The following is a 26,562-nucleotide window of genomic DNA, read 5'->3' as shown; positions in this document are numbered from 1 at the left end:
GTTAATTGTCAATATTCCGTCAAATTTAACAATTATGGTTTCTTGCTAATTTTTCATAATAAATTTGAATAAATTTAAAAATAATTTATTCATGTCCTTTTACATGGCTGCTGTTAAGTTTTTTTAGTTATAGGACCGATTTTATTAAACTTTAAAATTACTTTCTTTAAGTCTTTACTTAATTATCAAAATTTCAAAAGGAATATCTTTTAATGCGTTACAAAAAGACTATTTATTCTAAAAAATTTATAGTAGGATATCAGTAAATAAACTATTCGGCCATTCTATTCCTTTTCCAATTCTTACGATAAAACATTTTTAATCTCAGGGGTGCTGCCAATGAAAAAGAACCAAAAACTTGCCATCCTGCCCTTCATACTACTAGCCCTACTGTTGTCCGGTTGTTTTTCCGAGTCAAAAGCTCCCCCGGCAAAAATCGCTGATTTTGAAAAAAGAAATGCTCCGATAGCTGTTATTCCTTCTAAACTTATTAAGACAAGTGAAGCTTCCTTATCAGCAGTCGGCGATATTTTGGTTCATGAGCGGCTTTATCGGGATGCCGAAACTGAAAATGGTTATGATTTCAATCCGATGCTGGCCGAAGTAAAATCTTTTCTCGAACAATCTGATATCACCATCGCTAATTCCGAAAGCATTGTCGGAGGAAGTGAAGTGGGATTATCCACTTACCCTTCGTTCAACAGTCCTTTTGAAGTGGCAGATGCCATGAAAAATGCAGGAATTGATGTTGTCTCAATGGCAAATAATCACACGCTCGACAGAGGGGAAAAAGCGATTATCAGTGCGCTGAAGTACTGGGATAAAATAGGGATTACACATACCGGCGCATCTGCATCTCTAGAAGAACGCAATATGATTCCAACCATCACAAAGAATGGCATTGTCTTCTCTTTTCTTTCTTATACGTATGGAACAAACGGCATCCCGACTCCTAAAGGAAAAGAATATCTGCTCAATCGAATCGATAAAACCAAGATGAAAACAGACTTGATAAAAGCAAAGGCCCTATCCGATGTAGTGGTACTAAGTCTGCATTTCGGAAACGAGTACGAAACAATGCCAACCGATGAACAAAAAGAGTTGGCACATTTTGCTGCCAAACAAGGTGCCGATCTTATTCTCGGACACCATCCCCATGTTCTTCAGCCTGCTGAATGGATTGAAACCATGGATGGAAGGAGAAGTTTTGCCATTTATTCTTTAGGCAATTTCCTTACCGGCCAAGAAGGGTTGGAAAGACAGATCGGAGGAATTCTCCATATCCATGCTGAAAAAACAATGGATGCCAATTCGACAACTATCATCTTGAAAGAGCCTTCTTTTACACCTACCTATGTGGAAAGCCAAAACCAGAAAAACTATAAGGTTAAATTATTGAAGAATGTCAATCCAGCTGCAAATCAAATGACCAAAAAGCATTTATCTCTTTGGGTAAAAGACCTTGCATTCGATGAATAAAAAGCAGCTCCAATCACTGAATTCTTTATTCTCACCTTAGTTGAACCACTTCCCGTTAAATCAGGCTGCACAGAAAGACGCCGCATTCAATTCAAGCGATTGAATGCGGCGTCTTTCCTTTTTTCGCCTTTAAACCTTTATCCGGTTTTGCTCCAGCGCCACTCCGCTTGCACAACCGATGGCAATGCCAAATCCGAGTCCAACTGCCACATTGCCAAAAATCATGCCGAGAATTGCGCCGATCAAAACACCTAAAGCAATGCCAATACCTATGAAGGGGGTCTTTTCCTTTTTTTTATCGTTAGGATCAGTAGCCATTATGCCTCTTCCTTTCTATTCTTAATTAGAAATGGATGGAATACCTGGAAACAAGCTGATCTATCATTTATTTAAATGGTGTTCAACCATGGCCAAAAGATAGGAGCTAAACCCTGCTTGGCCTTAACCGAAGCAGACATTAATTACAACACTATATACCTGTTGAACACTGCTATGAAACTGCTTTTAGAGAATCACTTGAATCTAACTGAATTTTAAAAAAGGCAGCCAAACAAGCCTGAAAATACAAGAGGATCGCTTTCACTAATCGAGTGAAGAGCAATCCTCTTTTTCCTTAATGCCGTTTTTCATATTGCTGTACTTTCACTTCTTTTTTTGTCCCCAGTTCAATTGGTTCATTACGATGAAATATGGTTACGTTTTCCCCTTCAATCAAGTGATAGCTGACGGAGTCCCTTTCAATACGCATATGAATTAACCGGTTATGAAATTGAAAATGAAAAGCGAAAGAATCCCATTGATCAGGAAGCGCTGGAGCTAAATGCAAGCCATCTTCTTTTACCCGTAAACCTGCAAATCCATAGACGATCGTGAGCCATGACCCTCCCATATTCGCCATGTGAAGACCATCTTTTGTATTGCCATGGCTATTATCCAAATCCAAGCGGGCTGTTTCCTGGAAATACCGATAAGCTTTTTCCTTATATCCCAGTTTTGAAGCCATGATGCTGAATATGCAATAAGACAGAGAGGAATCATGAGTTGTGATTTGTTCGTAATAATCATAGGAATTTTTTATCGTTTCAAAATCCTGTTCATCTTCCAGCAGAAAATGTGCAAGAACAGTATCTGCTTGCTTGCATACTTGGTATCTGTAAAGAGTGAGCGGATGATAATTCAGCAGCATCGGAAATTTATGCGGCGGTGTATTATCCAAATCCCAACGAGCTTTTTGTAAAAAACTATCATCTTGTGCATTGATTTTATGAGTTTCATTATATGGAAGAAACATCTTTTCTCCTGCTTCTTGCCATTCTTTCACTTCTTCTTCTGTCACCTGCAATTGCTCACTGAGTTTGTGGAAATGCGTTTCATCGGTTTCTTTAATCTGCTCGTATACACGCGCTGCCCACAACAGATTATGTTTGGCCATCACATTTGTATAATAATTATTGTTAACGATGCAAGTATATTCATCGGGGCCAGTGACGCTATCTATTTTGAACAGCCCCTTGTCCATATGCCCAGTATCTATCCACAACCGTGCAGTTTCGAATAACACTTCGGCCCCAAAGTCTTTTAGAAATGCCTCATCTTTTGTGACCAAATAATACTGGATATAACTATAAGCGATGTCAGCACTGATATGGTATTGGGCAGTGCCTGCTGGAAAGAAAGCCGAACTTTCAGGACCATCGATCGTCCGCCAAGGAAATAATGCCCCTTTCCTATGCCCAAGTACTGTGGCTCTGGCTCGGGCACTGTCCAAAATGGAATGCCGGTATAGAAGAAGATTTTTAGCGATTTCCGGATTGGTCATCAGGAACACAGGAAACATGTAGATTTCCGTGTCCCAAAAATAATGTCCTTCGTAACCTTCACCTGACAGCCCTTTCGCCGAAATATTGCTGTGGGGATCCTTGCCGACAGATTGCAGAAGCTGATATAGATTGAAGCGGATACCTTCTTGGAGCGCAGCATCCCCGTCAATTTCAACATCAGAATGCAACCAGAACCGATCCATATATTGCCTTTGTTCCATCAGCAAGTCTTCAAAACTTGTTCCTTCCAGCCGATCCTGAATCATGCGTCCTACTTCCACTACTTCAACCCCATGCCTAAGCGTATCGGTATAGACATTATATTTAGTAAATTCTATCGTCCGTTTTCCTTCACATACATAAACTTCTTCAACACGCCCTCCAATCCTTTGGCTTTCGTACCAATATTTTTCTGCCTGGATGTCCGTCGCGGTAACACAAGCTACTTCAAGCTGAGTAACATAGGTCAAGTCTTTTACAATACTATAGTCATCTTCTTTTTGTGCTTCCATTACATAAAGCCGTTTTTCATGCCTTGAGGCCACTCGCGGATCATGAAAATCCACATAATTGGCGACTTCTCCTTCAACCGCTGAAACAATCTTCACATGATGGATGCCATCAATCGGTTCTATGTTAACAGCAATTGCGAACAATTCTCTTGTAATGAAAGAAGTAAGTCTTCTGAAATGGATTTTCACTTCTTTTCCTTTTGGTGATCTCCAGTGGATCATCCGTTCTGCAAATCCAGCGTCCATATGTAAACTTCGTTCAAAGTGAATGATTTCTCCTTCAAACAAAGAAAACAATTCATCATCCAGATAAATCTTGACGATTTGGGCATCGATGACATTGAGGATTTTTTGCTGCATCACGGGAAAACCATACAATTTTTCACCATACTGAATCTCTGTTTCATCATGAAATGCATTAATATAGGTCCCCCGAATAGAGCTCAATGGTTCAGGATAACCTTCCTCGAAATTCCCTCTTACTCCCAAATATCCATTTCCCAAGGACAAAACGCTCTCATCGAGCAAAAGATTATGGTTATCCAATTCGCATTTTGTCAGTCTCCAGGTCATCGGTTTCACTCCTCAGTCGCTTCCTAAGATTGTATAAGAACCCGGAAGCCAGTTATCCACTCAACTTTTAGTGCTAATCTGCTGATAACGCTCGATAATTTTTTCAAATACTAATTTTGAAGTATCGCTGACCAGATAATCCGCCTTGAAAAGATGCGCAGCATCTCCTACTCCAACAGAAAACATATTCGCCGCATTTATAGCTTCAACTCCAGCTGCTGAATCTTCTATTCCAATGCATGCCGGATAGTTGATTCCTAAAGCGTCAGCGGCAACTATGAACGTTTCGGGATCCGGTTTCCCATTCTTCACTTTTTCAGCATCTACAATATAATCAAAATAAGCAGTCAATCCGAGTTTTTCCAGAACAAGACGAGCATTCTTGCTCGCTGAACCGAGGGCAATTTTAATGTTTTTTTCTTTATTGGCGTTCAGCAGTTCCTCAATGCCTGGAAGAATATGTGACGGGTCTATGGTTTCAATCAGCTCTAAATAATGTTCATTTTTTCGGCTGGCCCACTTCTGTTTTTCTTTTTCTGAGAGTTCAGAACGAGAGGGATTCAGTTTTAAAATCATATTCAGTGAATCCATCCTGCCTACTCCTTTAAGCTGTTCATTAAATTGCCGGTCAATCGGAATTCCGAGCTCACTTGCAACTTTCTTCCAAGCCAAAAAATGAAATTCTGCTGTATCCGTAATTACGCCATCCAAATCATAGACAAAAGCTTGTGGAAATTTCCCCATGGCCAACCTACTCTCTTTGCATCTATTTCTTCCGGAACTGTGCCGCTCAAATTGACGATTCTGCTCTTTTTTGCATCTTTAAAGAGAAACGGTAAAAAGCAAGAAAAGACAGATACGCACTGATTGACATTGTAAATAGAGGAATCATGAAGAATAATCTTGTGAAACTTACATAATACAAAGACAGATTGCTTACCAGAACGAATAAGCTCAATAGCGGATTTCCAAGCGTGACAAAGAAAGCATTTTTCAATAGAGTTCGAGTTTTCATTTGATAATGCACACTAAGTGAACAGAAATTAAGCGTATACACAAACAAACAAAGCCCCATCAGCATAAAAAGCAATGCAATCAATTCGTTTGCCTGCTTAAAAAAATAAAAATCGACCAGCCAGATCATCCATAATGCCAAGAGTACCACTCCAGCTATAAAGCTCTTGCGGTAATTCGCTTTCATATAAATAAAATATGCTTTTGTAATTGAAGGCTGCTCTTTTTGCAGGATCCATTCGCGGGCTGTTGCAAATAAGGCAATGGTACTGGGCATTGTCACTGCTGGAACCAGTAAGACAAGCGGCAGTAAATAGACCACAAACCCAGGACCAAATCCATTCATATAAACACTGAGCAAAACAAATATCAAAGGCAGATTAACGATAAACCATAAGACATTTGCTGTTGAAAAGCGCATGATCCATTCTGCAAATGCATATAAGGTCCCCGTTAACCCAGGCAAATCACGCATATCAAATCCCCCTTATGCCAATAAATCTTAAGTTGAATTTCTCCCTTACTTTACTGCTCCTTCTCCTATTCCTTTAATAATGTGTTTTTGCGCCATTGCATAGAAGATGATCACCGGGATAATGGTTAACGTTAATCCTGCCATCGCTAAATTCCACTGGATGGTAAATTCACCAAAGAAAAAGAATGTCGACAAAGGAATCGTCCGTAAGCTGGTATCAATCAATGTCAGAGAAGGCAAGAGAAAATCGTTCCAAATACTGATGACGTTCAAAATCATAACGGTAGCAGTGATAGGTTTCAGCATCGGAAAGATGATTCGCCAAAAAACCCCGAATTTCGAAGCCCCGTCTATGGTAGCCGCTTCTTCTAGCGTGATGGGGATAGACTTGATGAACCCATGATAAAGAAAGACCGAAAGACTGGCATGAAAACCAATATTCATGAAAATCAGCCCTTCCCGGGTGTTATACATAGGGATATTCAGGTTTTCAGTGATGGAACTCATCAATTGCATGAGCGGCATCATCAATGTCTGAAAAGGAATAAGCATTGTTGCAATTAAAGTCATGAAAATAATGGTACTTAGCCTACTGTCGGTCCTGACCAGCATCCAAGCGGTCATTGAGGAGAAAACCACAATCAGTAAAACTGAAACAATCGTGATATAAAGAGAATTGCCAAGAGCGCTTAGAAAATTCATCTTCTCTATGGCTTCGAGATAGTATTGAAAACTGAAATTTTCTGGCAGGGATAAAGCATTATCGTATAGTTCCTGCCGATCTTTGAACGAGTTGACAAAAATGATGTAAATCGGGGACAGGAAGAAAAGGGCAAGCAGAATCAGCAAAACCGCTTTGAAGATACCCAGGGTTTTCCTCATTACATCTCGACCTCCCGTTTTTTTGTCATATACACTTGAGTCAACGTAATGGCAGCTACTATTAAGAAAAATACAATGGCTTTCGCTTGGCCAAAGCCATAATTGCTGCTTCCGAAAATCTCCTGATAAATATTCATCGCAAATAGCTCAGTGGCGTTTGCCGGTCCGCCGCCTGTCAGCGACAAATTAACATCGTAAATTTTAAAAGCGGAAGAAAGAGTCAAAAATAAGCTGATGGTTAGGGCAGGCATTAACAAAGGCAGAGTAATTCTCGTAAACCGCTGCCATTTACTGGCTCCATCAATCTTGGAAGCTTCAATGACATCATTTGGAATCGCTTGGATCCCCGCAATGTAAATGATCATGATATAACCAGCCATCTGCCACGTAAAGACGAAAACTAAGCTGTACAAAGCAAACTCCGGATCAACTAGCCAGTTAAAGAAAACTTGATCCAATTCGGTGATTTCTCCAAAGAAAGTAAAGACGTCCAAAAATACGAATTGCCAAATGTATCCTAAAATTAGTCCGCCAATCAAATAGGGCATGAATAGCAAGGTCCGTGCCGCATTGGCAGACCGAACTCTGGACGTGACCAGCATGGCGAAAGCGAGTCCGATGATATTGATGGTAATAACCGACAATACAGTAAACAAAGTCGTCAACCAAGTCGACCGGAGAAATTGTTCATCTCCCCATAATTCGATGAAGTTATCCATTCCTACAAAAACTTTCGGATTTGCCCCGATTCCGTCCCATTCAAAAAAGGAATAATAGATGCCAATGAGAAAAGGGATAATTACCACGATCGTAAAGATAAAGAGCAAGGGAACAGTGAATAATACGAACCATTTGATATTGCTTCTTTTTGTCACGTCCACCCCTTCTTTCTGGTGATTGATAAACAGGGACTTAAAGGAATAGTGGACACGCCTGTACAGGCGTGCCCATAAATGCTGATGAGAAACTCTTAGCAATTTTTTCATTTCGCTCCAGGTGGGACGCTTTCCGCGGACATGGCTTCAGTCTCCTCGTCGCTGAAAACACTGCTCCTGCATCGCTGCGCTAGCTTCGTCGCAAAGACTTGCCCTCGCAGGCGTCGGCCAATGCCTTTCCTGTGGGGCCTTCAGCTCATGTCGCTTCGCTGCTTCCGCAGGAGTCGCCCACCTTCCGCTGCATTCAGCTTCCTTTTGTTACCTTTAGTGATTCTCTGCAAGAGGGAGCTGATTCGGAAAGCTCTCTAATGTTTTTACCTACTTTCTAGATATGGAGCCAACCAGCGGAGAAACCCGTACTACTCCCGCGGGGCAGCGTAGCGACGAGACAGCCGAGACCCTGCAACGCCCTTTCATGTCTCGAAGCTAGCGCAGCGACGAAGCGGCTTGGCGCTCGCCCGCGACAAGCAGAGCTAGTTGGCGGAATTTCGGTTAAGGGATGATCACTAATACAAAATTAACTTTCTCAACAAGCTGTGGACACGCCTGTACAGGCGTGTCCAAATCCAGTTTTATTTAATTCTTATTGAGCGCCTTTCCATGCTTCATCCATGCCTGCAATAAGTTCTTCACCCGTCATATCTTCTGAGAAAAATTGTTGGGCAAGCGGCGTTAAATCGTTTGGAACGATATTAGCAGGGTAGTAGTTGATGGCCCAAGGAATGGTGTCCCCGCTATTGCTGGCATCCAGAACGGCTTGCGATAATGGATCCAATTCGCCTGCATCAATATTTGTCAAAGCCGGAACAAATCCGAACTCTTCTACAATGTACCGGTGCCCTGTTTCGCTGGTAGCCATCCAATTTAAGAAGTCATTTGCTGCCTGGATTTCCGCTTCTTCTTTTTGGCTATTGATCACCCAGTTATTGCCCACGCCAACTGCCAATTTATCATTGCCCATCAACGGAAATGGCATCATCCCGATCTCAAAATCAAAATCAAATTCTGAAAGCATGCCGAACGCCCAGTTTCCTTGATGGATCATCGCAGTTTTTCCTGATGCGAAATCACCGATTTCCTGGTCGTATGTGATGCTAAGAGGATTCGGTGTATTGGCTTTTATCGTTTCCATGAATTTTCCAAACTCCTGGAATTCAGGTGTTTCCGCCATAGTCACTTCTCCTGCATTCAACCGATCAATAAAATCAAAATGGTCTTCTTGGAACGCGAAAGGATAATTGCTCATATGCCCGATCAAGAAATATGCATCTTGAGCAAGTCCGAAACCGTTAATGCCTTCACCTTTGAATTTTTCCAATGTGCTGGCAAAAGACTTATAGTCGGCTATGTCTTCCGGCTTTACAAGGTCTTTATTGTAGACAATCCCGAATCCTTCCACACCGTATGGAACACCGACTATTTTGTCATCTACTTTTAATTCCATATTGGGTGCTATATGCTGCACGTATTCCTCATTGCTCAAATCGTAAGCATAAGATTTTAATTGTTCAGCTTCAGTCTCATTTTGGAGCGTAAAAATAGATGGGCCCTGGTTGCTGTTCAACCGGATCTGCAGCTGCTGGAGATAGTCATCTCCCGTTGTACCGAGAACTTCCACTTCAACGCCTGTTTCTTCCGTGTATTCTTTAGCCATTGCGGTCAGCTGATCTGAAATTTCAACTTTCCGGTTGAAAACCGTAATTTTTTGGCCGCCCGTATCCCCTGATTCTCCTCCGCTTCCTTCACTACCTCCTTCGCTGCCTCCGCTGCACGCAGCTAAAATTAGCAGCACAAACGCCAATATTAAAGCACTCCACACATGTTTTTGGAACTTCATGCAAATTCCCCCTTTTAAAGTTTGAACTGCTATAGTAAATAAAACGAAAATCCGTTTTATCACAGCCAAAATCAAGTTTGTTGAAGTTGTTGTATATGGCTATAGTGCAGATCCGTTCTTCTCTGGATGAATAGGGCCATTTTTACTGGCGGGTACAAGCAATGGCCGTCTGATTTTGCCTTATGTATATAAAATTTATCTAGAATAATTTCAGCCCATATAGCTTCATCTTAAAAGCGTATTCATCCGTAATTATAAATTTAATATTCCGAATAGTCAATATCTTCAAGTTTTGCCCACTTTGAAAAGCATAGCGTTCAAATAAAGAGCTTACTTAAAGTGATTGTTGAGGCCGCGGCCCGCAGAAAGCTTTTGTATGAAGCGCAATGAAAAAGGCTGCCGAGAGCCTCACGACAGCTTGAGTTCTATTACTAAATTTCTAATTTTTAAAGCAATATGATTTAATTAAGTTATATTTTTAATTAAAACGATGGAAAAGAGGAAACTGCCTTGATAAAAGCATTGCAGAACGCTGAGGAATTAAAAATTTTTTTTGAAGAAAATAGAGAAGAGTTTGAAGCGAAATTATTATCAGAAGCTGTTAATGTAAAAGAGAAAATCGATGAAATCCTGGCTATTGGAAATATTGATCTTATTTCAAATGCCCATAAGTTAGTTGTTTACATTATTAATGGCCAGGAAGAAAAACTGAATCTATTTGCCAAGCAAGAAGGAATCGCTTGGGCAACGCATTCGATTGCTTTAACTTTCAAGTTGGAATGGATTCAAGCAATTCGACGGACGCTCTGGAAATTTATCGAGCAATACAGCCAGACTTCGGAAAACAAAATGCCTCTGGACTTTTTCCGTTTGGAAGAAGGACTCAATTCCGGAATCGATACGTTCTTAAACTCATTTTTCATAAACTATTCTACATATAAAGATTCGTTAATTTTGGCTCACCGCAAGCTGGTTGAAAATCTTTCAGTTCCAATCATCCCAATCAATGCATCGGTCTGCATCTTGCCGCTAATAGGGTCCGTCGACTCTTTCCGGACTAACATTCTGGAGGAAAAGGTTTTGACAGAAATCGGAAGATCCCGCATTCAGACATTGATAATTGATTTGTCGGGTATCGCTGATATGGAACCTGAAGTCATCCACCACTTGATGAAAATCATCGACGGCACCGCCATGATGGGCTGCAGATCCGTCATTACGGGGTTACGGGCTGAAGTTGTCAGAAAGATGATTCATTTGGATTTATCGTTTGACCCAAAAACAAAAACGCTTGGCACACTTCAGCAAGCGTTAAAAGAATACTTGATCGTCTGATTATGAAAATACAAGCTCCAGTTAAGGAGGCATAGCATGTGGATCCTTTAGATATTCTTGAAAATTTGGATAAGGTGAAGCCGGTTTTCCAGCCTATCATCAGCGCCGTTAAACATTCCATTGTTGGCTACGAAATTTTTGGCCGCTTTCAATCTGAAGGCGAGTGGGTAAGCCTGGCTGATTTTTTTCATGATATGGATGTACCGGACGAATATAAAGTTGAAGTTGATCATCACCTCCTCATCCAGGCAATTGACAAAATGCTTGAAGCGGACAATAAAGGCATCCTGTTTATTAACCGCAACGCTAAGCAATTACTGATTAATGGCGGTGAAGATTTTTTGCAGACATTGATAGAGTTTGAGGAAAAAGGTTTTTCAATGGACCGCTTGGTACTGGAAATTACAGAACATGATTTCGAAGAAGGTTTTGACGTTCTGAATCATTTGCTTATCTACTATAAAACCTATGGCATCCAAATTGCTGTCGACCATGTGGGTGCAAAAAGCTCGAATATTGATCGCATTCGGCAAATCAAGCCTAACATCCTGAAAATCGATACTGGCATCATCCGCCAAAATAACCCGGATGTTTTTCAGGATATCCTCTATTCCTTGTCGTTATTAGCGCATCGGATCGGAGCTAAGCTTTCTTATGAAAATATTGAAGATAATCACCAATTGAACTTCGCCTGGAAAAATGGCGGCCATTATTATCAAGGGTTTTACTTGGCAACACCGGATTTCATTCCTCAACTGGATGATGCGCTATTGATCGATGTTGGTGAAAAAGTAATCGGTTTTATTCATCGTGAAAAATCACTCGTCAAAGAACGGCTCGCTTTTGCATTAAACTGCGAAGAAAAAATGAAAAAATTGATGAATAAATGGCATGGTCCCGAAACGGCAGACTCCTTCATTGAAGCCGTCACCCATTCTTTTGATGAAGAAAGTTTCCGAATTTACATTTGTAATAGTGATGGCCAGCAAATGTCTTCAAACTTTAGAAAGCAAGAGGGCCATTGGGAAATAGAAAAAGAGCAGCTCGGTTCGCATTGGGGGTTCCGTCCTTATTTCCTGGAAAACATTTTGCATATGCGTACTTGGCATAAAGGCATTCTCTCCGATTCATATGCAGATATCGAAACAGCTGAAATGATTCGCACTTTCAGCTACCCATTATCCGACAAGTACTTTCTCTTTATTGATATCAGTTATTCATTTATTTTTGACCGTGATTATTTATTGATGGAATAACCGGGTTAAAAATAAAAAGGAACCGCACTCTCTGAAATCACAAGATTTCAAAGGATGCGGTTTCTTTTTGAATTGGCGATTGCAACCAACTATCAGCAATGCCAGTGTTTAGCCGTTTAATTTGCCCTTCGCTTACCCACTTTAAAATTTTATGATAATACGTGATGATTCCCCTTTTGCCAAAATATCAAATCCTTTGTTCACTTCGTCCAAAGTGATAAAATCCGTTATCAGCTTATCGACCGGCAGGCGGTCTTCCTGGAACAAATTCATGTATCTCGGAATATCCCTGCTCGGTACACAACTGCCGATGTAGGAACCCTTTAGCGTCCGCTCTTCAGCAGTCAGCGAGAGATATGGGAAAGAAAATTTGTGTTCAGGATGCGGAAGCCCTGTTGTGACAGTAGTGCCCCCCCTCTTCGTGACAGCGTATGCCACTTCCATTGCGGGAACCACTCCTGCTGTCTCAAACGCAAAATCCAAGCCGCCTCCGGTAGTTGCCCGGATCTGCTCCACTACATCGGGATCTTTGGAATTGAAGGTGTCGGTCGCACCTAATTCTTTTGCCTGCTTGAGTTTGGTTTCATTAATGTCTACAGCAACAATTCGGCTGGCGCCTGCAGCAAGAGCTCCAAGCAATGCACTAAGGCCAACGCCTCCAAGGCCGACAATAGCTACGGTGCTGCCCAGTTTCACACCTGCCGTATTGACGACTGCTCCAACACCCGTAATAACTGCACAGCCGAATAAAGCGGCTTTTTCAAAAGGGATGTCTTTGCTGACTTTTACCACGGAATTCCGGGAAACTACAGCATATTCCGAGAAAGCGGAAACACCGACATGATGGTTCACGACTTCATTGCCATAATGCAGCCGTTGGCCACCGCCAATCAGCGTGCCTGCCGTATTTGCGGCAGCTCCTGGCTCACATAAAGCGGGCCGCCCTTCTCTGCAAGGCCCGCACTGACCGCAGCTGGGTACGAAAACGCAGGCGACATGGTCTCCAACTTCCAAATCGACAACGCCTTCCCCTACTTCCACAATGACCCCGGATGCCTCGTGCCCCAAAGCCATAGGCAATGGCCGAGGCCGGCTGCCATTCATCACTGACAAATCGGAATGGCAAAGGCTGGCAGCTTTAATTTGAATCAGCACTTCTCCCCGTTCCGGAGAATCCAATTCCAATTCTTCAATTTGGATTGGCTGGCTTTCTTCATATGGAGTCTGAGCTCCTATTTCACGCAATACAGCGGATTTTACTTTCATTTAATCCTCTCCCCATTAAAATTTTCTGGAATGCTTCAACGTTGCGCCATCCATCAATAAAGCTTAATTCCTACAAATTTCAAATCCGTCATTTCCTCGATGGCGTATTTGACGCCTTCTTTGCCGATGCCGCTGCTTTTTATGCCGCCGTACGGAATATGGTCATAGCGGCGTACCGATACTTCATTGATCCACACTCCACCTGTCTCTATCGCATCTGCCATGCGCATCGCCCGGTTGATATCAGTGGTAAAAACGCCGGCATGCAGGCCAAAATCCGTGTTGTTGGCATGGCCAACAACTTCTTCTTCAGTTGAAAATGGCATAACGCTGACAATCGGTGCAAATACCTCGGCACAGACCACTTTCATCTCAGGAGTCGCATTGCTAATGACAGTAGGCTCAAGCAGCGACCCTTTGCGACTTCCTCCTGTCAGGATTTCCGCTCCTTGTTCTTCAGCTTCTTTCACCCATAATTCCGCGCGCTGTGCAGCTTCTTCTGTAATCATCGGTCCCATATCGGTAGTTTCATCCAACGGGTCTCCGGTTTTAAGCGCGCTTACTTTTTCTACAAGCTTGTCCAGGAACTGCTCATAAATGGTTTCATGAACATAAATCCGCTGAGCGGAAACGCATGCCTGTCCGGCATATGTATAGCCGCCGAGCACAATGGCATTGACCGCCACATTAATGTCTCCGTCATCAAAAATAATATTCGGCGCATTCGATCCCAATTCAAGCGTCACTTTTTTTCGCTTCGCCATTTCATGGATTTTCCATCCTACGGCACTGTTGCCGGTGAAAGAAACTTTTTTGATGTCTGGATGGGTCACCAAAGGTTCCACAAGTTCTTGCCCTGGGCCCATGACAATGTTCAAAGCGCCTTTCGGCAATCCCGCCTCTTCTAATAATCGATACAGCAGCACCGATGAAAAAGGAGTTTTTTCAGCAGGCTTCAGAACAACGGTATTGCCCACTGCAAGGGCAGGCGCTATTTTATGAAGAGCCAGGTTCAATGGAAAATTAAATGGAGTGATGGCTGCTACAACACCTAATGGGACTCGCTTAGCTATGCCGATTTGATTTTCTCCACCGATGGCACTGTCGAGCGGAATCGCTTCTCCGTAAATTGCTTTCGCACCTTCTGAAGCAAAGCGCAGAACCTGGATCGCACGCTGCACTTCCACCCTGCTTTCCCGGATCGGCTTTCCGGCTTCCAGCACAAGCGTACGGGCAAACTCATCTATGCGTTTCTCCAGCAGATCCGCGGCTTTCCGCAAAATCTCCGACCGTTGATGGGCTGGCATCTTTTTAGTCGTTTCGCTATAGGCTCGCTGGGCCGCGTCGACAGCATCTTTGACATCTTCGGGAGTGGCGCAGGAGATTTTACCGATTACTTCATTGGTATAAGGGTTAAATACATCCAGGTCTTTTCTTCCATCTTTGCTGATTTCGACGCCATTGATGATGGAGCCGTAATATAGATTCTTAACTTCTATCATCCGTTCTTCCTCCTTCTTATTGAAAAAACCAGCCCCGCAACATCCCGAATTCAGTTGTCAGGGCTGGTCCATTTAGGCGGCATTATTCATAAAAGCCCTCGGTGGATTTGATGAAATTCCGGAATTGATTGGAATCATGGCCATACCATACTTGTGAGTTGGTGCGCTCGGCATATTTCTTGATCTTTTCCACAGCATTTAAATAGCCCAGGGAGTCATAAATAATTCCCGGTATTTTAACGGGCGGCCCATAATTCTCTGCAGAATAAACGGCATCCGATGCTAAAATAACACCGCCTTCTCCCGGAAGGTCAATATGCAGCCCGAGCAATCCCCACGCATGGCCTGAACCGAAGTTCAAGATTTTAACACCTTTCGCCAGTTCCAGCTCATCTTCATGAGGCATGACCGTTTTCCATTTTAAATCTTTTCCGATCCACGCATTAATATCCGCCCATATGTAGGCGCCCATATCTTTCGTCATCGCATATTGTTTCATCGTATTTTTCAATTCCGAATCGTGAACGATGATAGTGGCATTTGTAAACAGTTCCAGACAGCCTGCATGATCCAGATGGAGGTGGGAAGCCACTACGTATTTGATATCGTCGGGACGCACATTCAACTGCTCCAGCCGGTTAATCAAATAGCAGGATTCATCTTGGAAAGCCGGGAATAATTTTTGGACGCCTTCCGGCCATCTGCCTTCTTTCCCCATGCCTTCCGGATTGCAGCCCGTATCAAATAAGATTTTCCCTTCCGGATGGTCGATTAATACGGCATACACCGGGAACTCGATGAACTCTGCCGGGGGATTTGGATTATCTATACTCGCCGGATTGTGCGCAGCCACCATAAAGTTCTTGTCCATTTTCATTGTTCCTGTATCCAATACGTATAATTTTGGTTTATCCATTGGATGACCTCCGTTTAAATGTTATTTTCTAGACGAATCGGTCCGGCTTTTCTTAAAACCTTTCACAAATGCGAAACGAGCTTATTTCTCCATAATGATCGTGGCTCTCGTCACTTCTCTTGCAGCGGATTTATCCAAAGCCAATTTGATATCATCCATTGAAAATTCTGCGTCTATCATTCCGTCGAAGGGGTATTTGCCTTGGGTATCTGATAGAAATTTCAACGCTTTATACAAATACCAGGGATTGTAACGCACCACTGGTATAATTTGAATGGATTTTCTGGTAAGCAGTCCCGGATCGAATTCAACAAGCTTACCCGGAGTGATATTCCCGATCGTTACGTATTTTCCGCCTGGCCGGATATAGTGGATTCCTTCAGCGAAAGCTGCAGGGACACCTGCCACTTCCATGGCGAATTCGGCTCCTTTTCCATCTGTTAGGTTGAGCACTGCTTTTGCCCGCTCTTCAACTGTTTCATAGTCATTTAAATTAATCGTATGGTCTGCACCGAATTGTACGGCTTGCTGCAGCCGGCTTTCCACGCCATCGACCACAATGACCGTGGCCCCTTTTTCCTTTGCTACCGCAGTGGCATTCAACCCTAAACCTCCAGCACCTTGAATCACGATGGTTTGCCCATAAGTCACACCGGCTTTATCCAGACCGAAATAAACCTGTGACAAAGCACAATTTGCACTGGCTGCAGAAGCTTCTGATACATTATCGGGAACTTTGTAAAAATACTGGTCTGGGTGGATGTAATAATGTGAAGCAAAGGTTCCATGAAAATGAGGGCTTACTTCCGGTGCCTGATTCCAAAAATCGTAGGCATGTTCACATAAATGAAAATGCCCTTCTCTGCAGGCCGCACATTTTCTGCAGGTAATATAGTAGGCTGAAACGATCCGGTCTCCTTCTTTGATTGGAGTTCCCGCATAATCCGTATCAACCCCTTCTCCGAGTGAATGGACTTCTCCAACCATTTCATGGCCCAGCACACCCTTTTTTTTCGTTGGATGCTGCCCTCTCCAAATATGCAGTTCCGATCCGCAAATATTGGAACGCAATACCTTCAGAAGAATTGCACCTGGCCCTGGCTGTGGCAAGTCATACTCCCGGTAGCTCAGTTTTTCCGGCTCATCCATCACTGCGACTCTTCCTTTTTGAGAATTCTCCTTCACATTTCTCCACTCTCCTTCCGCAAATGAAAAGCGCTTACTTTTTCATTATACTTAGCAGAATATGGAATAACAACATATTATTCTGATTATTCACAATAATTTAACATAAATAAAGAAGCGGCTACTTTTAATCAAATTCAGTAGAGCTATTGCAACTAAGACTATTTATCTTGAAAAGTCATAACATCTTTGGAAATCTCAGTTTTGGCAGTCCTTAATAGAAAGTTTGATAAGAGAAAACCTGCCGCAATAGCAATGCCCATAACAATTAATGAAGCAATTGCTGCAAGCTTCATAACCATCAAAAAGAGAATTGCTACCGTTATCATCGTCATAATGGAAATTGCATTCCAAAGCATACGGTCTCGCACTTTATTAAACAAAGCCATGGATGGAATGTTTTCAGCTTCACGATGAGCGGCTTCAGATATTCCCTTCAACCGCAGCAAATTATATGAAATACCTAATATACTATTGAAGAGCAGCGCTGCCAAAGATACGTTAATCCATCCAACTCCCCATCCCCAAGCTGAAAACACTAGATAAAAAGCAGAAGCCAAAGTTAGAATTGTACTGATTGGGAATAAGATATCCAATCTTATGGCAAGGGCAGCCCATTGCCGTATTCCCGCTGCGTCTTTTGCATGGAGCATTGAAATCATGGCGGTAAAAAGCATTCCGATAGCCATAAAAATCAGGGCCGCTCCTAAAATGTGAAAAAACAGCATAATATTATAAAGCATGGCCTCATTCTCCTTTGGCGTTCGAGTTACGGTCATCATAGCAGGATTTTCAATTCTCTGGAAAACCCACTGTCGGCCAGCAATGCCGTGAATCAAAAACCACCTTTGAAATAAACTGGCTTATTTCAAAAGTGGCAACTTGATTATGGAATTGGTTAAAAGCATTTCAGAAAAACTCGGTCTATCTAAACGAAACAGTATCCGAAGAAGTTTCCGTTTTTGTTTTTGACAACATGAAATGTGCCAAAGCAAGACCGGCGACTACAGCGATTGCCATTGTAATCAAGGATCCCCATAAATTAAGCTTGACGGCCATCAAAAACAGAATCCCGACTGCCAGCATAGCCATGATTGAAACCGAATTCCAAAGTACCGGATCTCTCACTTTATTCACCAGGCCAGCGGAAAGCGCTGCATTCTTTTCCTCATTGGCAGCCGCTAGAATTCCTTTTAACCGGCGGAGGTTAATAACCGGTCCCAAAAAGCTGTTCCCCAGAAGTGCCACCAAAGATACGTTAATCCAGGCGTTTCCCCATCCCCAAGCTGAAAAAACCAAATACAAGGCGGGCAGTAAAATCAATAAAGTGCTTAACGGAAATAAAGCATCCGTTTTAACAGCCACTCCAGACCATAGCTTGACGTCCTCAGTTTCTTTGGCATGCAGCATCGAAATCATGGACAATGCCAAAATGCTAATTGCCATAAAAATAGTGACAGCACCTAATATATGGAGAAATAATACGAGATTGTAAAGCATTTTATTCTTCCTCTTCTCCAGTTAAGTCATCAGACTCGCTTACTCACTATCGAGTGACCAGGGTTGCCAGAAAAACATGCACTGTACTTGCTTTCGAGTTTTCTTCCCCTTCCTTTAAGTTATTTTCTTAAAATGCAAGACCAGAGCTATGTATAATTTCATGATTATTATACGCTTTTATTGCCTTAAAAACTATAACTTATCTAAATATTCAGAATCAATTATAATGAAGTGAAGCTTTAAGCTTCTGTTTATTCGCTCAGGAAAGGGGAAAGCATATGGAGTTTAAACTACAGGAGGCAATAGAAATTTTAGACCGCACACCAGGTACGTTGAAATATTTTTTATCCGACTTATCGGACGGTTGGCTGCATGCCAATGAAGGCGAAGGAACATGGAATGTCGAAGAAGTAATCGGTCATTTGATTGAAGCGGAGAAAACCAATTGGATTCCCCGCTTGGAAACAATTCTTCAGGAAGGCACAAATCAGCCATTTCCTCCATTTGACCGTTTTGCCCATTTGAAAATCCAGTCCCCCAATTCATTTGAAGAAAAACTACAGGAATTTGAAAATGTCCGCATGCATAATATTAAGAAGTTAAAGGGACTTATCGACTCCGAGAAGCAATTCGAGCTGACCGGCATGCACCCTGAATTTGGACCTGTTAAATTGAGTGAGCTAATTTCAACATGGGTAGTCCATGATATGACGCATATTTCCCAAATTGTCCGTGTCATGGCTGAGAGATACCGGGAAGACGTCGGCCCATGGGCAAATTATCTTGGCGTTTTAAAGAGAAGTTGATACAAGGCATACACAAAAAAAGCCGACCAACAAACAGTTGTTGGTCGGCTTTTTTGAGGAATGGCTTATATTTTAAAATATCTCCACAAAAGCCGGTTGATCATTTTTCTTATGATTCTTTTGCCGATTCTGCTTCCGATTGTTCCATTTCGAACGGCTTTAAAATCACCTGTCAGCCGGTCGATTTTGTAAAGTATTCCTCTTGTCTTATTAAAGCTCATTCTTCCGCCTCCTCGAATTGCATTTATGATTATTCCTATTATTTAACATCCCATTCTAACTAGCAAGAAATGAAGATTAAATTTTATTTCTTTTTTCTTCTTTCCCTAGGTTTCTTGATAAAAATATGATATTATAAGTAATATCTGAATTTTCCAATAATGTTTTTTTTACAACATTTGCAGTTCTCAATTCATATATGCGGGTCAACCAATAGTATTATGCTTTTATTTGCCTGCACTTATTCTAGAGGGGGAGTTCCAATGGTTAAGAAAAAACTGTCTATTGCCACTAAGCTGCTAGCGTCTGCTTCTATATTTTTAGCAATCAGTTTCACTACGGAACCTGCTGAAGCCCATAATGGAGAAGGCAATTGGCCTTCGCATGCCATCGGTTCAATGTCATGTGCTGGAAAAATGGTTAAAGCGGAGCCTCCTCGCTATGTAACCGCCTGGAAAGGCCGCGAAATGGATACGGTTTTTTGGAAACCGGTCCTTTATCGGTACAATGGTTCAAAGTATGAGCAGTATAAATCGCTTGCCGATTGGCCAGGCTATGCTTACGTTACTCTATATGGATTTAATCCAGATACTAAACCGGGCTGGCGCAATGCTTCGAATGATGGAAAATTGAATTTCACTTCATACAAAAGCTTGCCCGCTGGAAGCTATAAAATTTTGAACCAGATTCATTGGGTGAGTACGGGTTCTACACACACGGAATGGTCACCAAATTCGTGCAGCTTGAAGTAAAAAAACCAGTTCAATAAAGCCGTTGGTGAAATCAGTGATTTTGCCAACGGCTTTTTACAATGGCTCTTTTTACAGCAAATTGAATGCACTCTTCCCTTGTCCACAGTTATAATGGTCAGGAAAAACATACAATTCGTAAGAAGCAAGGAGTGCCGGCAATGGAAAAAACAATCCGTGTATTAAGCCTTGAAGATTTACCTTATTTAGAAGCAATGCAAACGGGTATGGAAGATGATTACGTTAAACGTATCTTTAAGCGGCTTGTCACCTCCAGTCATAACCGCCTGTTCGGTTTATTTTTAGATGATCAACTGGCAAGTGTATGCGGCTACTCACTATTTGCCAACCATTATGCGATGCTTGGCAGGATCCGCAGTGATATTCGGTATAGAGGCAAAGATTTGGCCACGGTTCTTACTTCCCACGTCATGGAAGAAGCATTCAAACTTCAGGAAGTCCAATGGGTTGGAGCAAATACACAAGAAAAAAATCTTCCTGCCCGCCGTGTTTTAGAAAAGCTTGGACTCACTCTTTATGCCGCCATACATGGAGCGACCACAAAAGATGTGTCACAGCTGGCTAAAGATGCTCCTGTCTGGAAGGAAGTTACAAACCTTGATCGGAAGAAAATATGGATTCATGACTTATATGTGAAAACGGGCGCCATTTTTCCATATGAATGCTATTACCTTTTTCCATCTTCCGATGAACTGTTTACAGAGGACGAACTGAAGATATGGTCATTTTTCGAAAATGAAGATGCCACACGAGTAGTCATCGCCAAAAGGGATGTTAAAAAATATCATTATTTGCATGCCATTTATCCGTGGAATGATTTATCGGAACAACCTGGCCTGTGGGAAACCATTGATGCCGCTTATCAGCAACTTTGCCAGGAAGTTGGGAGCGATACGCTAATCTGGATGGATTTGACGAAAGAGCAGGCTCTTGCCCTTCCGGAAAACCATAGCTTTGAACTCTCTTCCCCTTGGATGCTTTACGGACAGGAACGGATAAAAGAAGAAGCAGAAAAAATCACTTAAACAAAAAGAAGAACCGGAAGCTTCCTGATCCGTTTCTTCTTTTTGTTTAGGTATTGTATGGGTTAAAAGTAAGAAGGAATCGGCTCATTTAATAATCGCTTGTATAAATCCTTTTCTGCCCGAATCATACAAAGCCCTTGGCCGGAATGCTGATATGCTTCTGGCAATGCGCGAAACCCAAACCGTTCATAGTAGGCAGTGCCGATTTCACTGTAGAGCATAAAAGCTGCATTTGGATGCAGTCTCAGACATCCTTCGATTAATTGCTTTCCTGCACCTTTCCCACGGAATTCCGGATCTACTACAATCGATCCAATTCCAAACAGATAAGGCGAGAACCTGAGCAAAATTAATGAAGCGACGACTTGTTCATCGCCAGTCGTTAAAACATAACGTTTGCCATTCGCTTCTTCTTTTTTATTGTCTTTTATGTAATGCTCAAGCGAACGGCCTTTCGCCCATTCCCGGTAACCTTGTTCATAAATTTTCCTGTACTGACGTTCGGTTGCCTTCTGGAACTTCACTGTTCTCCCTCCTTTTATCTATTCTGCCCCTGACATTGTATAGTCCGATTTATTAAATGAACAGACAGGAACCAGAAAAAAGCCTCTCCTTAAAAATACTGGAGAGACTCACTTTCAACAGTTACCACACGTTCGGTTTCTGCTGCTTCTAAGATGGCTAAAACTACTTTTAATGACGTCAATGCCTCTAGTCCTGTAACAAGCGGCGGTTGATCTAAACGGATACTTTCAATAAAGGCATCAATCATGCCGGTGTTGGTCTGATTGTCATTGGTTTGAATGCTCTCTAATTCGTAATTGACTTTTTCACCGTCTTTTGTCAGCACTTCCAATTGATACTGGTCGCTATTGTATATTTTCAGAATGCCTTTTTCGCAATACAGGACCGTGCTATTATCTTCTTGTCCATAATGGGTCCAGGAAAAAGAAGCTGTCCCTAAAAGCCCTTTTTTTGTTTTCAAGCTGCAGACAATGTTGTCGCATACTTCAATCGGCTCGCCAAGTTCATTAACTTTATCCAGTGCTCCTTGAAAAGCGCTGACTTGCTCAATTTCATCATCCAGCAAATAATGCAGCAAATCCACTTTATGAATCCCTAAATCTCCCGCCACGCCAAGTCCAGAACGTTCTTTCTTAAAAAACCAAGTAGAATTGGATTTGTTATGGCCCCATTGCTCCGGACCGGAATGACCGAATGTTGTCCGGAAGGTCAATACTTTTCCCAGTTCTCCGCTTGCAATAATTTCTTTAGCTTTTTGATGGGCACGCGTAAAGCGTTGGTTGTGGTCGATCATTAATTTCTTTCCTGACGCTTTTTCGGCGTTAAGAATTTCTTTGGCATGCTCGATGGTCAGTGATATGGGCTTTTCACACAGCACATGCTTGCCGCTCGATAATGCTTTGGATGAAAAAATGTGATGATGCTCATTTGACGAACAATCACTGATAATCTCGATTGTCGGATCTTCCAGCAGTTCTTCAACCGTTTTTGCAACTTTCCCACCGAATAATGCTGCTAAAGCCTCCGAACGGTCCAGATTGCGGTCATAAAATACAATTTCATCTACATATGGATTCGCGGTATATTCTGGTGCATGGCGCAGCTTGGTGATGGAACCGCACCCGATAATGCCCACTCGATATCCCATTTTATTACCCCCTACTCTCTTTTTTGGAATACTACCGCAATGATGATGATCAACCCTTTTACAAATCCCTGCAAATGCGGTGAAACGTTCATCAAATTCATCATATTATTCAATATGCCCAAAATCAGAACACCGAAAAGCGTGCCGATAATTTTGCCGCGCCCGCCTGTCATACGCGTTCCGCCGATAATAACAGCTGCGATAGCGTCCAATTCGTATTGAGCACCTGAACTGGAAGAAGAAATGGAGTTTAAACGGGATGTCTCAATCACAGCTGCCACACCAACCAATGTTCCAATCAAGGTATAAACGCCAATTTTAATGCGGTCTACCCGGATTGCTGACAGCAAAGCAGCTTTTTCATTGCTGCCAAGTGCATAGACGTAACGGCCGAAACGGGTTTTGTGCATCAATATATAAACGGTTGCAGTCATAACGATGAAGATGATGACGGGAATATCAAATATCCAGAAATCACTATTTGCAATGGCTGTAAATCCGGTAACTTCCCCGGATACGCTGCCGCCATCAGCAATATAAAGGGCAAGGGAACGTGCACCTGCCATCATCCCAAGCGTCGCAATAAACGAGGCAATCCTGCCTTTCGCCACCATCAACCCGTTCAGGAATCCCGCAAAAGAACCAACCAGCAAGGCGGTGAAAACTCCCACGAGAATGCTGCCGGAAGCATTCAATGCCAGGACAGAAATTACTCCAGCTAAAGCAAGAACAGATCCAACCGACAAATCGATGCCGCCTGACAGCATAACTACCGTCATTCCCATCGCAACAATTCCGATAATCGAAACTTGCATCAATATATTAAGCTGATTGTTCATATCCAAAAATCTGGGGTTCATAATGGATGAGGCGATAAAAATAACAACAAATGCAATGATGACACTGTATTCCGACCAAAGCCAGGAAAGACGGCTTTTTGCAGTTGACCGTTGGGGCTTGTATTCTTTCACATTAATATTAGCCAATTCTTGCAGCCTCCCTTTTCGAGCCAGTGGCATAATTCATGATTTCTTCTTCCGTTGCTTCGTCGCCGGTGAATCTGGCAGTTATTTCGCCTTGATACATCACATTGATGTTATGGCAGATTCTAAGGACTTCCGGTGCTTCCGATGACAAAATGATGATTGATTTCCCCATTTTGGCCAATGCTGTTATCTCGTGATAAATTTCCTGCTTTGCTCCAACGTCAATTCCTTGTGTCGGGTTATCGAATATCAAAACGTCTGCGCCAACTTCAAGCCATTTGGCGATAATCACTTTCTGCTGGTTTCCTCCACTTAGTTTGTCGATGGTAATCCGGGGGTTATGCACTTTGATATTCAGCATTTCCTTGTACTTCTGGAATTTCGCTTTTTCGGTCTGCTCCCGTATAAATCCGCTTTTCTCAAAATTCCCCATTGAAGACAAACTCATATTGTGAATGACGCTCAAATCTTTGATAATGGCGTTTTCTTTGCGGTCTTTCGGCACAAGCCCAATTCCAGCTTTGACCGCTTTTCTTGGATGATCTATTTTTACAGTACGGCCATGGACCCGCACCTCACCCGTGTATTTTTTCCGGTATCCAAACAAGCTTTCAAAAAGCTCCGTTCTGCCATCACCGCTAAGTCCTGTAAAGCCAAGAACTTCTCCTTGCTTAACGGTAAAATTGATGTTCCTGAACAATCCGGGACTTGTTAAATTGACCACTTCCAAAGCTACAGGGCCAAATTGATGCTCATGTATAAAACGGTCTTGTGAAATTGATTTGCCGACCATTAGTTTCGTAATCGTTTCAATGTCTTCTTCTTCAACATTGCCGCTTTTGACCCGCTCACCATCCCGCAGAACTGTAAAACGGTCACACACTTCCTTGATTTCCTTTAGTTTATGGGAAATATAGATAATCGAAACCCCTGATTGTTTTAAATTCTTCATCAGCTCAAACAGGCGGTTCACTTCATGTTCAGCTAATGACGTTGTTGGTTCATCCATAATGATCAATCTGGAATTATGAAGCAATGCCTTTGATATCTCAATCAATTGCTTGTATGAGGTAGCGAGATTCCGGACATATTCCTTTGGATCCACATCCACACCAAGCTTTGTCATGATGTCATGTGTTTTCTCGCACATTTCCTCTACTTTTAGAAATCCGGCTTTATTTCGAAGCTCAGATCCTAAAAACATGTTTTCGTAAACCCGAAGATCAGAAACCATATTCAATTCCTGGTGAATAAAACTGATGCCCTGTTCTTGTGAAACCCGTGGATTCGACATATTAATCTCTTGGCCGTCTATAAAAATCGAACCATTATCCGGTTGGTGGACACCACCTAAAATATTCATCAAAGTCGACTTCCCGGCGCCATTCTCCCCTAGTAACGCATGTATTTCCCCTTTTTCGACTTGCAGCGTTACACCTTTTAAAACAGGTACCGCATTAAATGACTTTTCGATATTCTCCATGAGCAGAAAAGGATGTGTAGCCATAGCGTAGACTCCTTATATAGGAAAAGAGGAAATACAATGGCCATCATTGTATTTCCATAGATTCCTTTAGAATTTAGATTCTGGATCGTAATATTCATCAACATTTTCTTTCGTTACTTGCGTTGCTTCTTTAACAACCATTTTTTCCGCCGGCTCCTCACCTTGTGCTATGTCTGCAGCAATTTTCACGGCGTCTTCAACCATTTTCGGGGAATACAGGAACGTCGCTTTCATCAAACCGTCATTTTTCATATCTTCAAACACTTCTTTTGCACCGCCTGCACCTGTCACAAACTTGATATCAGTACGGCCGGCTTCTTTGATCGCCTGTAATACACCTAATGCCATCCCGTCATCTTGTGTAAAAACTGCATCAATCTGTGGGTTAGCCTGCAAGATGTTCTGCATCACTTCCAATGATTTTTCAGTCGAGAAGTCACCGCTTTGTGAAGCGATGATTTCCATCCCTTCCTGGCCTGCCACTGCTTCTTGGAAACCAGATCCACGCTGCTCGGTGACCGAACTTGGAGGCCCAGTAATTTCAACGATTTTTCCTTTGCCATTCAATTGTTCGATGAAATACTTGCCGGCATTGACACCGATTCCTTCATTGTCGCCTTTTACCACCACTGTCGCTGCGTCGTTTTCAAGTTCCCGGTCAACAATGACCAGCGGAATGCCTGCATCTTTTATTTTTTGTCCCACTGGCGTTAAAGCTGCAGATTCAATCGGCAGCATGACAATCACATCAACATCTTGGGCAATTAAATCATCCACATCGTTTGCCTGCTTGTTCGGGTCTGCCGCGTTGGTCATTACATAATCTATGCCTTCACTTTCTTTTAATGCCTGGGCTTGTTTTTCAGCACTGTCAATCAATGCACCCATCCACCCGTGTGTTGCAGAAGGCAAGGATATACCAATCGTCAGCGTATCGTCTTCCGCTCCGCCGCCACCTGATCCCGCTTCTTCATTTCCTCCGCAGCCTGCTAAACCGAAGACTGCGACCAACGATAAAATCAACAATTTCTTCATTCTATTCACCCCTTTATTTTTTTAAACAGCTCTCCCCTGAATGTAAACGATTACA

The 26,562-nt window shown here is 42.4% G+C and carries 25 protein-coding genes; 6 read left to right on the top strand and 19 right to left on the bottom strand.

The genetic code is table 11. The features are described from left to right. Positions 1–339 precede the first annotated feature (339 nt). A complete protein-coding gene (locus tag AC3AQ9_RS18865) occupies positions 340–1,479 on the top strand; it encodes a CapA family protein (protein WP_488309036.1) in 1,140 nt (379 codons plus the stop codon). Positions 1,480–1,608: 129 nt separating this feature from the next. Here AC3AQ9_RS18865 and AC3AQ9_RS18860 read toward each other — a convergent pair whose 3' ends face one another. The 7 genes from AC3AQ9_RS18860 to AC3AQ9_RS18830 all read right to left on the bottom strand — a co-directional run bounded on the left by AC3AQ9_RS18860 (position 1,609) and on the right by AC3AQ9_RS18830 (position 9,527). After that, complete coding sequence (locus tag AC3AQ9_RS18860; protein ID WP_488309035.1) at positions 1,609–1,797, bottom strand: glycine zipper domain-containing protein; 189 nt, start codon at positions 1,795–1,797, stop codon at positions 1,609–1,611. Between the two features lie 295 nt (positions 1,798–2,092). Next, the gene (locus tag AC3AQ9_RS18855; RefSeq protein WP_488309034.1) at positions 2,093–4,384 is read right to left on the bottom strand and encodes a glycoside hydrolase family 65 protein; all 2,292 of its coding nucleotides are present in this window, start codon (positions 4,382–4,384) and stop codon (positions 2,093–2,095) included. 60 nt (positions 4,385–4,444) lie between these two features. Then, a complete protein-coding gene (gene pgmB, locus AC3AQ9_RS18850; RefSeq protein WP_488309033.1) occupies positions 4,445–5,128 on the bottom strand; it encodes a beta-phosphoglucomutase in 684 nt (227 codons plus the stop codon). A gap of 46 nt (positions 5,129–5,174) precedes the next feature. Then, the gene (locus AC3AQ9_RS18845; protein ID WP_488309032.1) at positions 5,175–5,873 is read right to left on the bottom strand and encodes a YesL family protein; all 699 of its coding nucleotides are present in this window, start codon (positions 5,871–5,873) and stop codon (positions 5,175–5,177) included. A gap of 45 nt (positions 5,874–5,918) precedes the next feature. Beyond that, positions 5,919–6,755, bottom strand: coding sequence for a carbohydrate ABC transporter permease (locus tag AC3AQ9_RS18840; RefSeq protein WP_488309031.1), 837 nt, complete (start codon positions 6,753–6,755; stop codon positions 5,919–5,921). Continuing rightward, positions 6,755–7,630: a carbohydrate ABC transporter permease gene (locus tag AC3AQ9_RS18835; RefSeq protein WP_488309030.1), complete on the bottom strand. Its 876-nt coding sequence runs from the start codon at positions 7,628–7,630 to the stop codon at positions 6,755–6,757. The genes AC3AQ9_RS18840 and AC3AQ9_RS18835 overlap by 1 nt, the downstream gene beginning before the upstream one ends. Before the next feature lie 643 nt (positions 7,631–8,273). Further along, positions 8,274–9,527, bottom strand: a complete 1,254-nt coding sequence (locus AC3AQ9_RS18830) for an ABC transporter substrate-binding protein (RefSeq protein WP_488309029.1) — start codon at positions 9,525–9,527, stop codon at positions 8,274–8,276. 510 nt (positions 9,528–10,037) lie between these two features. On the opposite strand from AC3AQ9_RS18830, the gene AC3AQ9_RS18825 reads away from it, so the two are divergent. Both AC3AQ9_RS18825 and AC3AQ9_RS18820 read left to right on the top strand, forming a co-directional pair. Continuing rightward, positions 10,038–10,862 (top strand): STAS domain-containing protein, encoded by an 825-nt coding sequence (locus AC3AQ9_RS18825; protein WP_488309028.1) that lies wholly within the window; start codon positions 10,038–10,040, stop codon positions 10,860–10,862. A gap of 38 nt (positions 10,863–10,900) precedes the next feature. Beyond that, positions 10,901–12,118, top strand: a complete 1,218-nt coding sequence (locus AC3AQ9_RS18820) for an EAL domain-containing protein (protein WP_488309027.1) — start codon at positions 10,901–10,903, stop codon at positions 12,116–12,118. Positions 12,119–12,259: 141 nt separating this feature from the next. Here AC3AQ9_RS18820 and AC3AQ9_RS18815 read toward each other — a convergent pair whose 3' ends face one another. From AC3AQ9_RS18815 to AC3AQ9_RS18790, 6 genes are all read right to left on the bottom strand, one after another. Beyond that, positions 12,260–13,384 (bottom strand): zinc-dependent alcohol dehydrogenase family protein, encoded by a 1,125-nt coding sequence (locus AC3AQ9_RS18815; protein WP_488309026.1) that lies wholly within the window; start codon positions 13,382–13,384, stop codon positions 12,260–12,262. A 53-nt stretch (positions 13,385–13,437) separates the two neighbouring features. Then, entirely contained in the window at positions 13,438–14,886 is a 1,449-nt protein-coding gene (locus AC3AQ9_RS18810; RefSeq protein WP_488309025.1) for an aldehyde dehydrogenase family protein, read from the bottom strand. Positions 14,887–14,968: 82 nt separating this feature from the next. Beyond that, complete coding sequence (gene ahlS / locus AC3AQ9_RS18805) at positions 14,969–15,802, bottom strand: AhlS family quorum-quenching N-acyl homoserine lactonase (RefSeq protein WP_488309024.1); 834 nt, start codon at positions 15,800–15,802, stop codon at positions 14,969–14,971. A gap of 81 nt (positions 15,803–15,883) precedes the next feature. After that, a complete protein-coding gene (locus AC3AQ9_RS18800; protein ID WP_488309023.1) occupies positions 15,884–16,987 on the bottom strand; it encodes a zinc-binding dehydrogenase in 1,104 nt (367 codons plus the stop codon). 161 nt (positions 16,988–17,148) lie between these two features. Further along, a complete protein-coding gene (locus tag AC3AQ9_RS18795) occupies positions 17,149–17,730 on the bottom strand; it encodes a hypothetical protein (RefSeq protein ID WP_488309022.1) in 582 nt (193 codons plus the stop codon). A gap of 181 nt (positions 17,731–17,911) precedes the next feature. After that, positions 17,912–18,487, bottom strand: a complete 576-nt coding sequence (locus AC3AQ9_RS18790; protein WP_488309021.1) for a hypothetical protein — start codon at positions 18,485–18,487, stop codon at positions 17,912–17,914. Between the two features lie 278 nt (positions 18,488–18,765). Between AC3AQ9_RS18790 and AC3AQ9_RS18785 the strand changes: the two genes are divergently transcribed. Beyond that, entirely contained in the window at positions 18,766–19,293 is a 528-nt protein-coding gene (locus AC3AQ9_RS18785; protein WP_488309020.1) for a DinB family protein, read from the top strand. A 65-nt stretch (positions 19,294–19,358) separates the two neighbouring features. On the opposite strand, the gene AC3AQ9_RS18780 is transcribed toward AC3AQ9_RS18785, so the two are convergent. Continuing rightward, complete coding sequence (locus AC3AQ9_RS18780) at positions 19,359–19,514, bottom strand: hypothetical protein (protein WP_488309019.1); 156 nt, start codon at positions 19,512–19,514, stop codon at positions 19,359–19,361. Positions 19,515–19,775: 261 nt separating this feature from the next. On the opposite strand from AC3AQ9_RS18780, the gene AC3AQ9_RS18775 reads away from it, so the two are divergent. Both AC3AQ9_RS18775 and AC3AQ9_RS18770 read left to right on the top strand, forming a co-directional pair. After that, positions 19,776–20,264 carry a hypothetical protein gene (locus AC3AQ9_RS18775; protein ID WP_488309018.1) on the top strand — a complete coding sequence of 163 codons (489 nt, stop codon included), beginning with the start codon at positions 19,776–19,778 and terminating at the stop codon, positions 20,262–20,264. A gap of 158 nt (positions 20,265–20,422) precedes the next feature. Further along, entirely contained in the window at positions 20,423–21,307 is an 885-nt protein-coding gene (locus AC3AQ9_RS18770; protein ID WP_488309017.1) for a GNAT family N-acetyltransferase, read from the top strand. Positions 21,308–21,369: 62 nt separating this feature from the next. Here AC3AQ9_RS18770 and AC3AQ9_RS18765 read toward each other — a convergent pair whose 3' ends face one another. The 5 genes from AC3AQ9_RS18765 to AC3AQ9_RS18745 form a co-directional block, all read right to left on the bottom strand. After that, a complete protein-coding gene (locus AC3AQ9_RS18765; protein WP_488309016.1) occupies positions 21,370–21,831 on the bottom strand; it encodes a GNAT family N-acetyltransferase in 462 nt (153 codons plus the stop codon). A gap of 89 nt (positions 21,832–21,920) precedes the next feature. Next, positions 21,921–22,979 carry a Gfo/Idh/MocA family protein gene (locus tag AC3AQ9_RS18760; protein ID WP_488309015.1) on the bottom strand — a complete coding sequence of 353 codons (1,059 nt, stop codon included), beginning with the start codon at positions 22,977–22,979 and terminating at the stop codon, positions 21,921–21,923. An 11-nt stretch (positions 22,980–22,990) separates the two neighbouring features. Further along, complete coding sequence (locus tag AC3AQ9_RS18755) at positions 22,991–23,965, bottom strand: ABC transporter permease (protein WP_488309014.1); 975 nt, start codon at positions 23,963–23,965, stop codon at positions 22,991–22,993. Then, positions 23,958–25,472, bottom strand: coding sequence for a sugar ABC transporter ATP-binding protein (locus tag AC3AQ9_RS18750; protein ID WP_488309013.1), 1,515 nt, complete (start codon positions 25,470–25,472; stop codon positions 23,958–23,960). Before AC3AQ9_RS18750 ends, AC3AQ9_RS18755 begins: the two co-directional genes overlap by 8 nt. A 66-nt stretch (positions 25,473–25,538) precedes the next feature. Continuing rightward, positions 25,539–26,507, bottom strand: coding sequence for a substrate-binding domain-containing protein (locus AC3AQ9_RS18745; RefSeq protein WP_488309012.1), 969 nt, complete (start codon positions 26,505–26,507; stop codon positions 25,539–25,541). Between the last annotated feature and the right edge of the window lie 55 nt (positions 26,508–26,562).

It is taken from the genome of Planococcus sp. VCh962 (assembly GCF_057748275.1).
Note: the sequence above shows the minus strand (reverse complement) of the source record. Positions and strands in the feature narration are given on the sequence as shown.

Bases quoted from the DNA above. Each gene is read 5' to 3' on its own strand.
- AC3AQ9_RS18745 (WP_488309012.1), bottom strand. From the start codon at position 26,507: ATGAAGAAATTGTTGATTTTATCGTTGGTCGCAGTCTTCGGTTTAGCA.
- AC3AQ9_RS18830 (WP_488309029.1), bottom strand. From the start codon at position 9,527: ATGAAGTTCCAAAAACATGTGTGGAGTGCTTTAATATTGGCGTTTGTG.
- AC3AQ9_RS18865 (WP_488309036.1), top strand. From the start codon at position 340: ATGAAAAAGAACCAAAAACTTGCCATCCTGCCCTTCATACTACTAGCC.
- AC3AQ9_RS18845 (WP_488309032.1), bottom strand. From the start codon at position 5,873: ATGCGTGATTTGCCTGGGTTAACGGGGACCTTATATGCATTTGCAGAA.
- AC3AQ9_RS18815 (WP_488309026.1), bottom strand. From the start codon at position 13,384: ATGAAAGTAAAATCCGCTGTATTGCGTGAAATAGGAGCTCAGACTCCA.
- AC3AQ9_RS18790 (WP_488309021.1), bottom strand. From the start codon at position 18,487: ATGCTTTACAATCTCGTATTATTTCTCCATATATTAGGTGCTGTCACT.
- AC3AQ9_RS18775 (WP_488309018.1), top strand. From the start codon at position 19,776: ATGGTTAAGAAAAAACTGTCTATTGCCACTAAGCTGCTAGCGTCTGCT.
- AC3AQ9_RS18760 (WP_488309015.1), bottom strand. From the start codon at position 22,979: ATGGGATATCGAGTGGGCATTATCGGGTGCGGTTCCATCACCAAGCTG.
- AC3AQ9_RS18780 (WP_488309019.1), bottom strand. From the start codon at position 19,514: ATGAGCTTTAATAAGACAAGAGGAATACTTTACAAAATCGACCGGCTG.
- AC3AQ9_RS18860 (WP_488309035.1), bottom strand. From the start codon at position 1,797: ATGGCTACTGATCCTAACGATAAAAAAAAGGAAAAGACCCCCTTCATA.
- pgmB (WP_488309033.1), bottom strand. From the start codon at position 5,128: ATGGGGAAATTTCCACAAGCTTTTGTCTATGATTTGGATGGCGTAATT.
- AC3AQ9_RS18785 (WP_488309020.1), top strand. From the start codon at position 18,766: ATGGAGTTTAAACTACAGGAGGCAATAGAAATTTTAGACCGCACACCA.
- AC3AQ9_RS18795 (WP_488309022.1), bottom strand. From the start codon at position 17,730: ATGCTTTATAATATTATGCTGTTTTTTCACATTTTAGGAGCGGCCCTG.
- AC3AQ9_RS18855 (WP_488309034.1), bottom strand. From the start codon at position 4,384: ATGACCTGGAGACTGACAAAATGCGAATTGGATAACCATAATCTTTTG.
- AC3AQ9_RS18770 (WP_488309017.1), top strand. From the start codon at position 20,423: ATGGAAAAAACAATCCGTGTATTAAGCCTTGAAGATTTACCTTATTTA.
- AC3AQ9_RS18810 (WP_488309025.1), bottom strand. From the start codon at position 14,886: ATGATAGAAGTTAAGAATCTATATTACGGCTCCATCATCAATGGCGTC.
- AC3AQ9_RS18750 (WP_488309013.1), bottom strand. From the start codon at position 25,472: ATGGCTACACATCCTTTTCTGCTCATGGAGAATATCGAAAAGTCATTT.
- AC3AQ9_RS18840 (WP_488309031.1), bottom strand. From the start codon at position 6,755: ATGAGGAAAACCCTGGGTATCTTCAAAGCGGTTTTGCTGATTCTGCTT.
- ahlS (WP_488309024.1), bottom strand. From the start codon at position 15,802: ATGGATAAACCAAAATTATACGTATTGGATACAGGAACAATGAAAATG.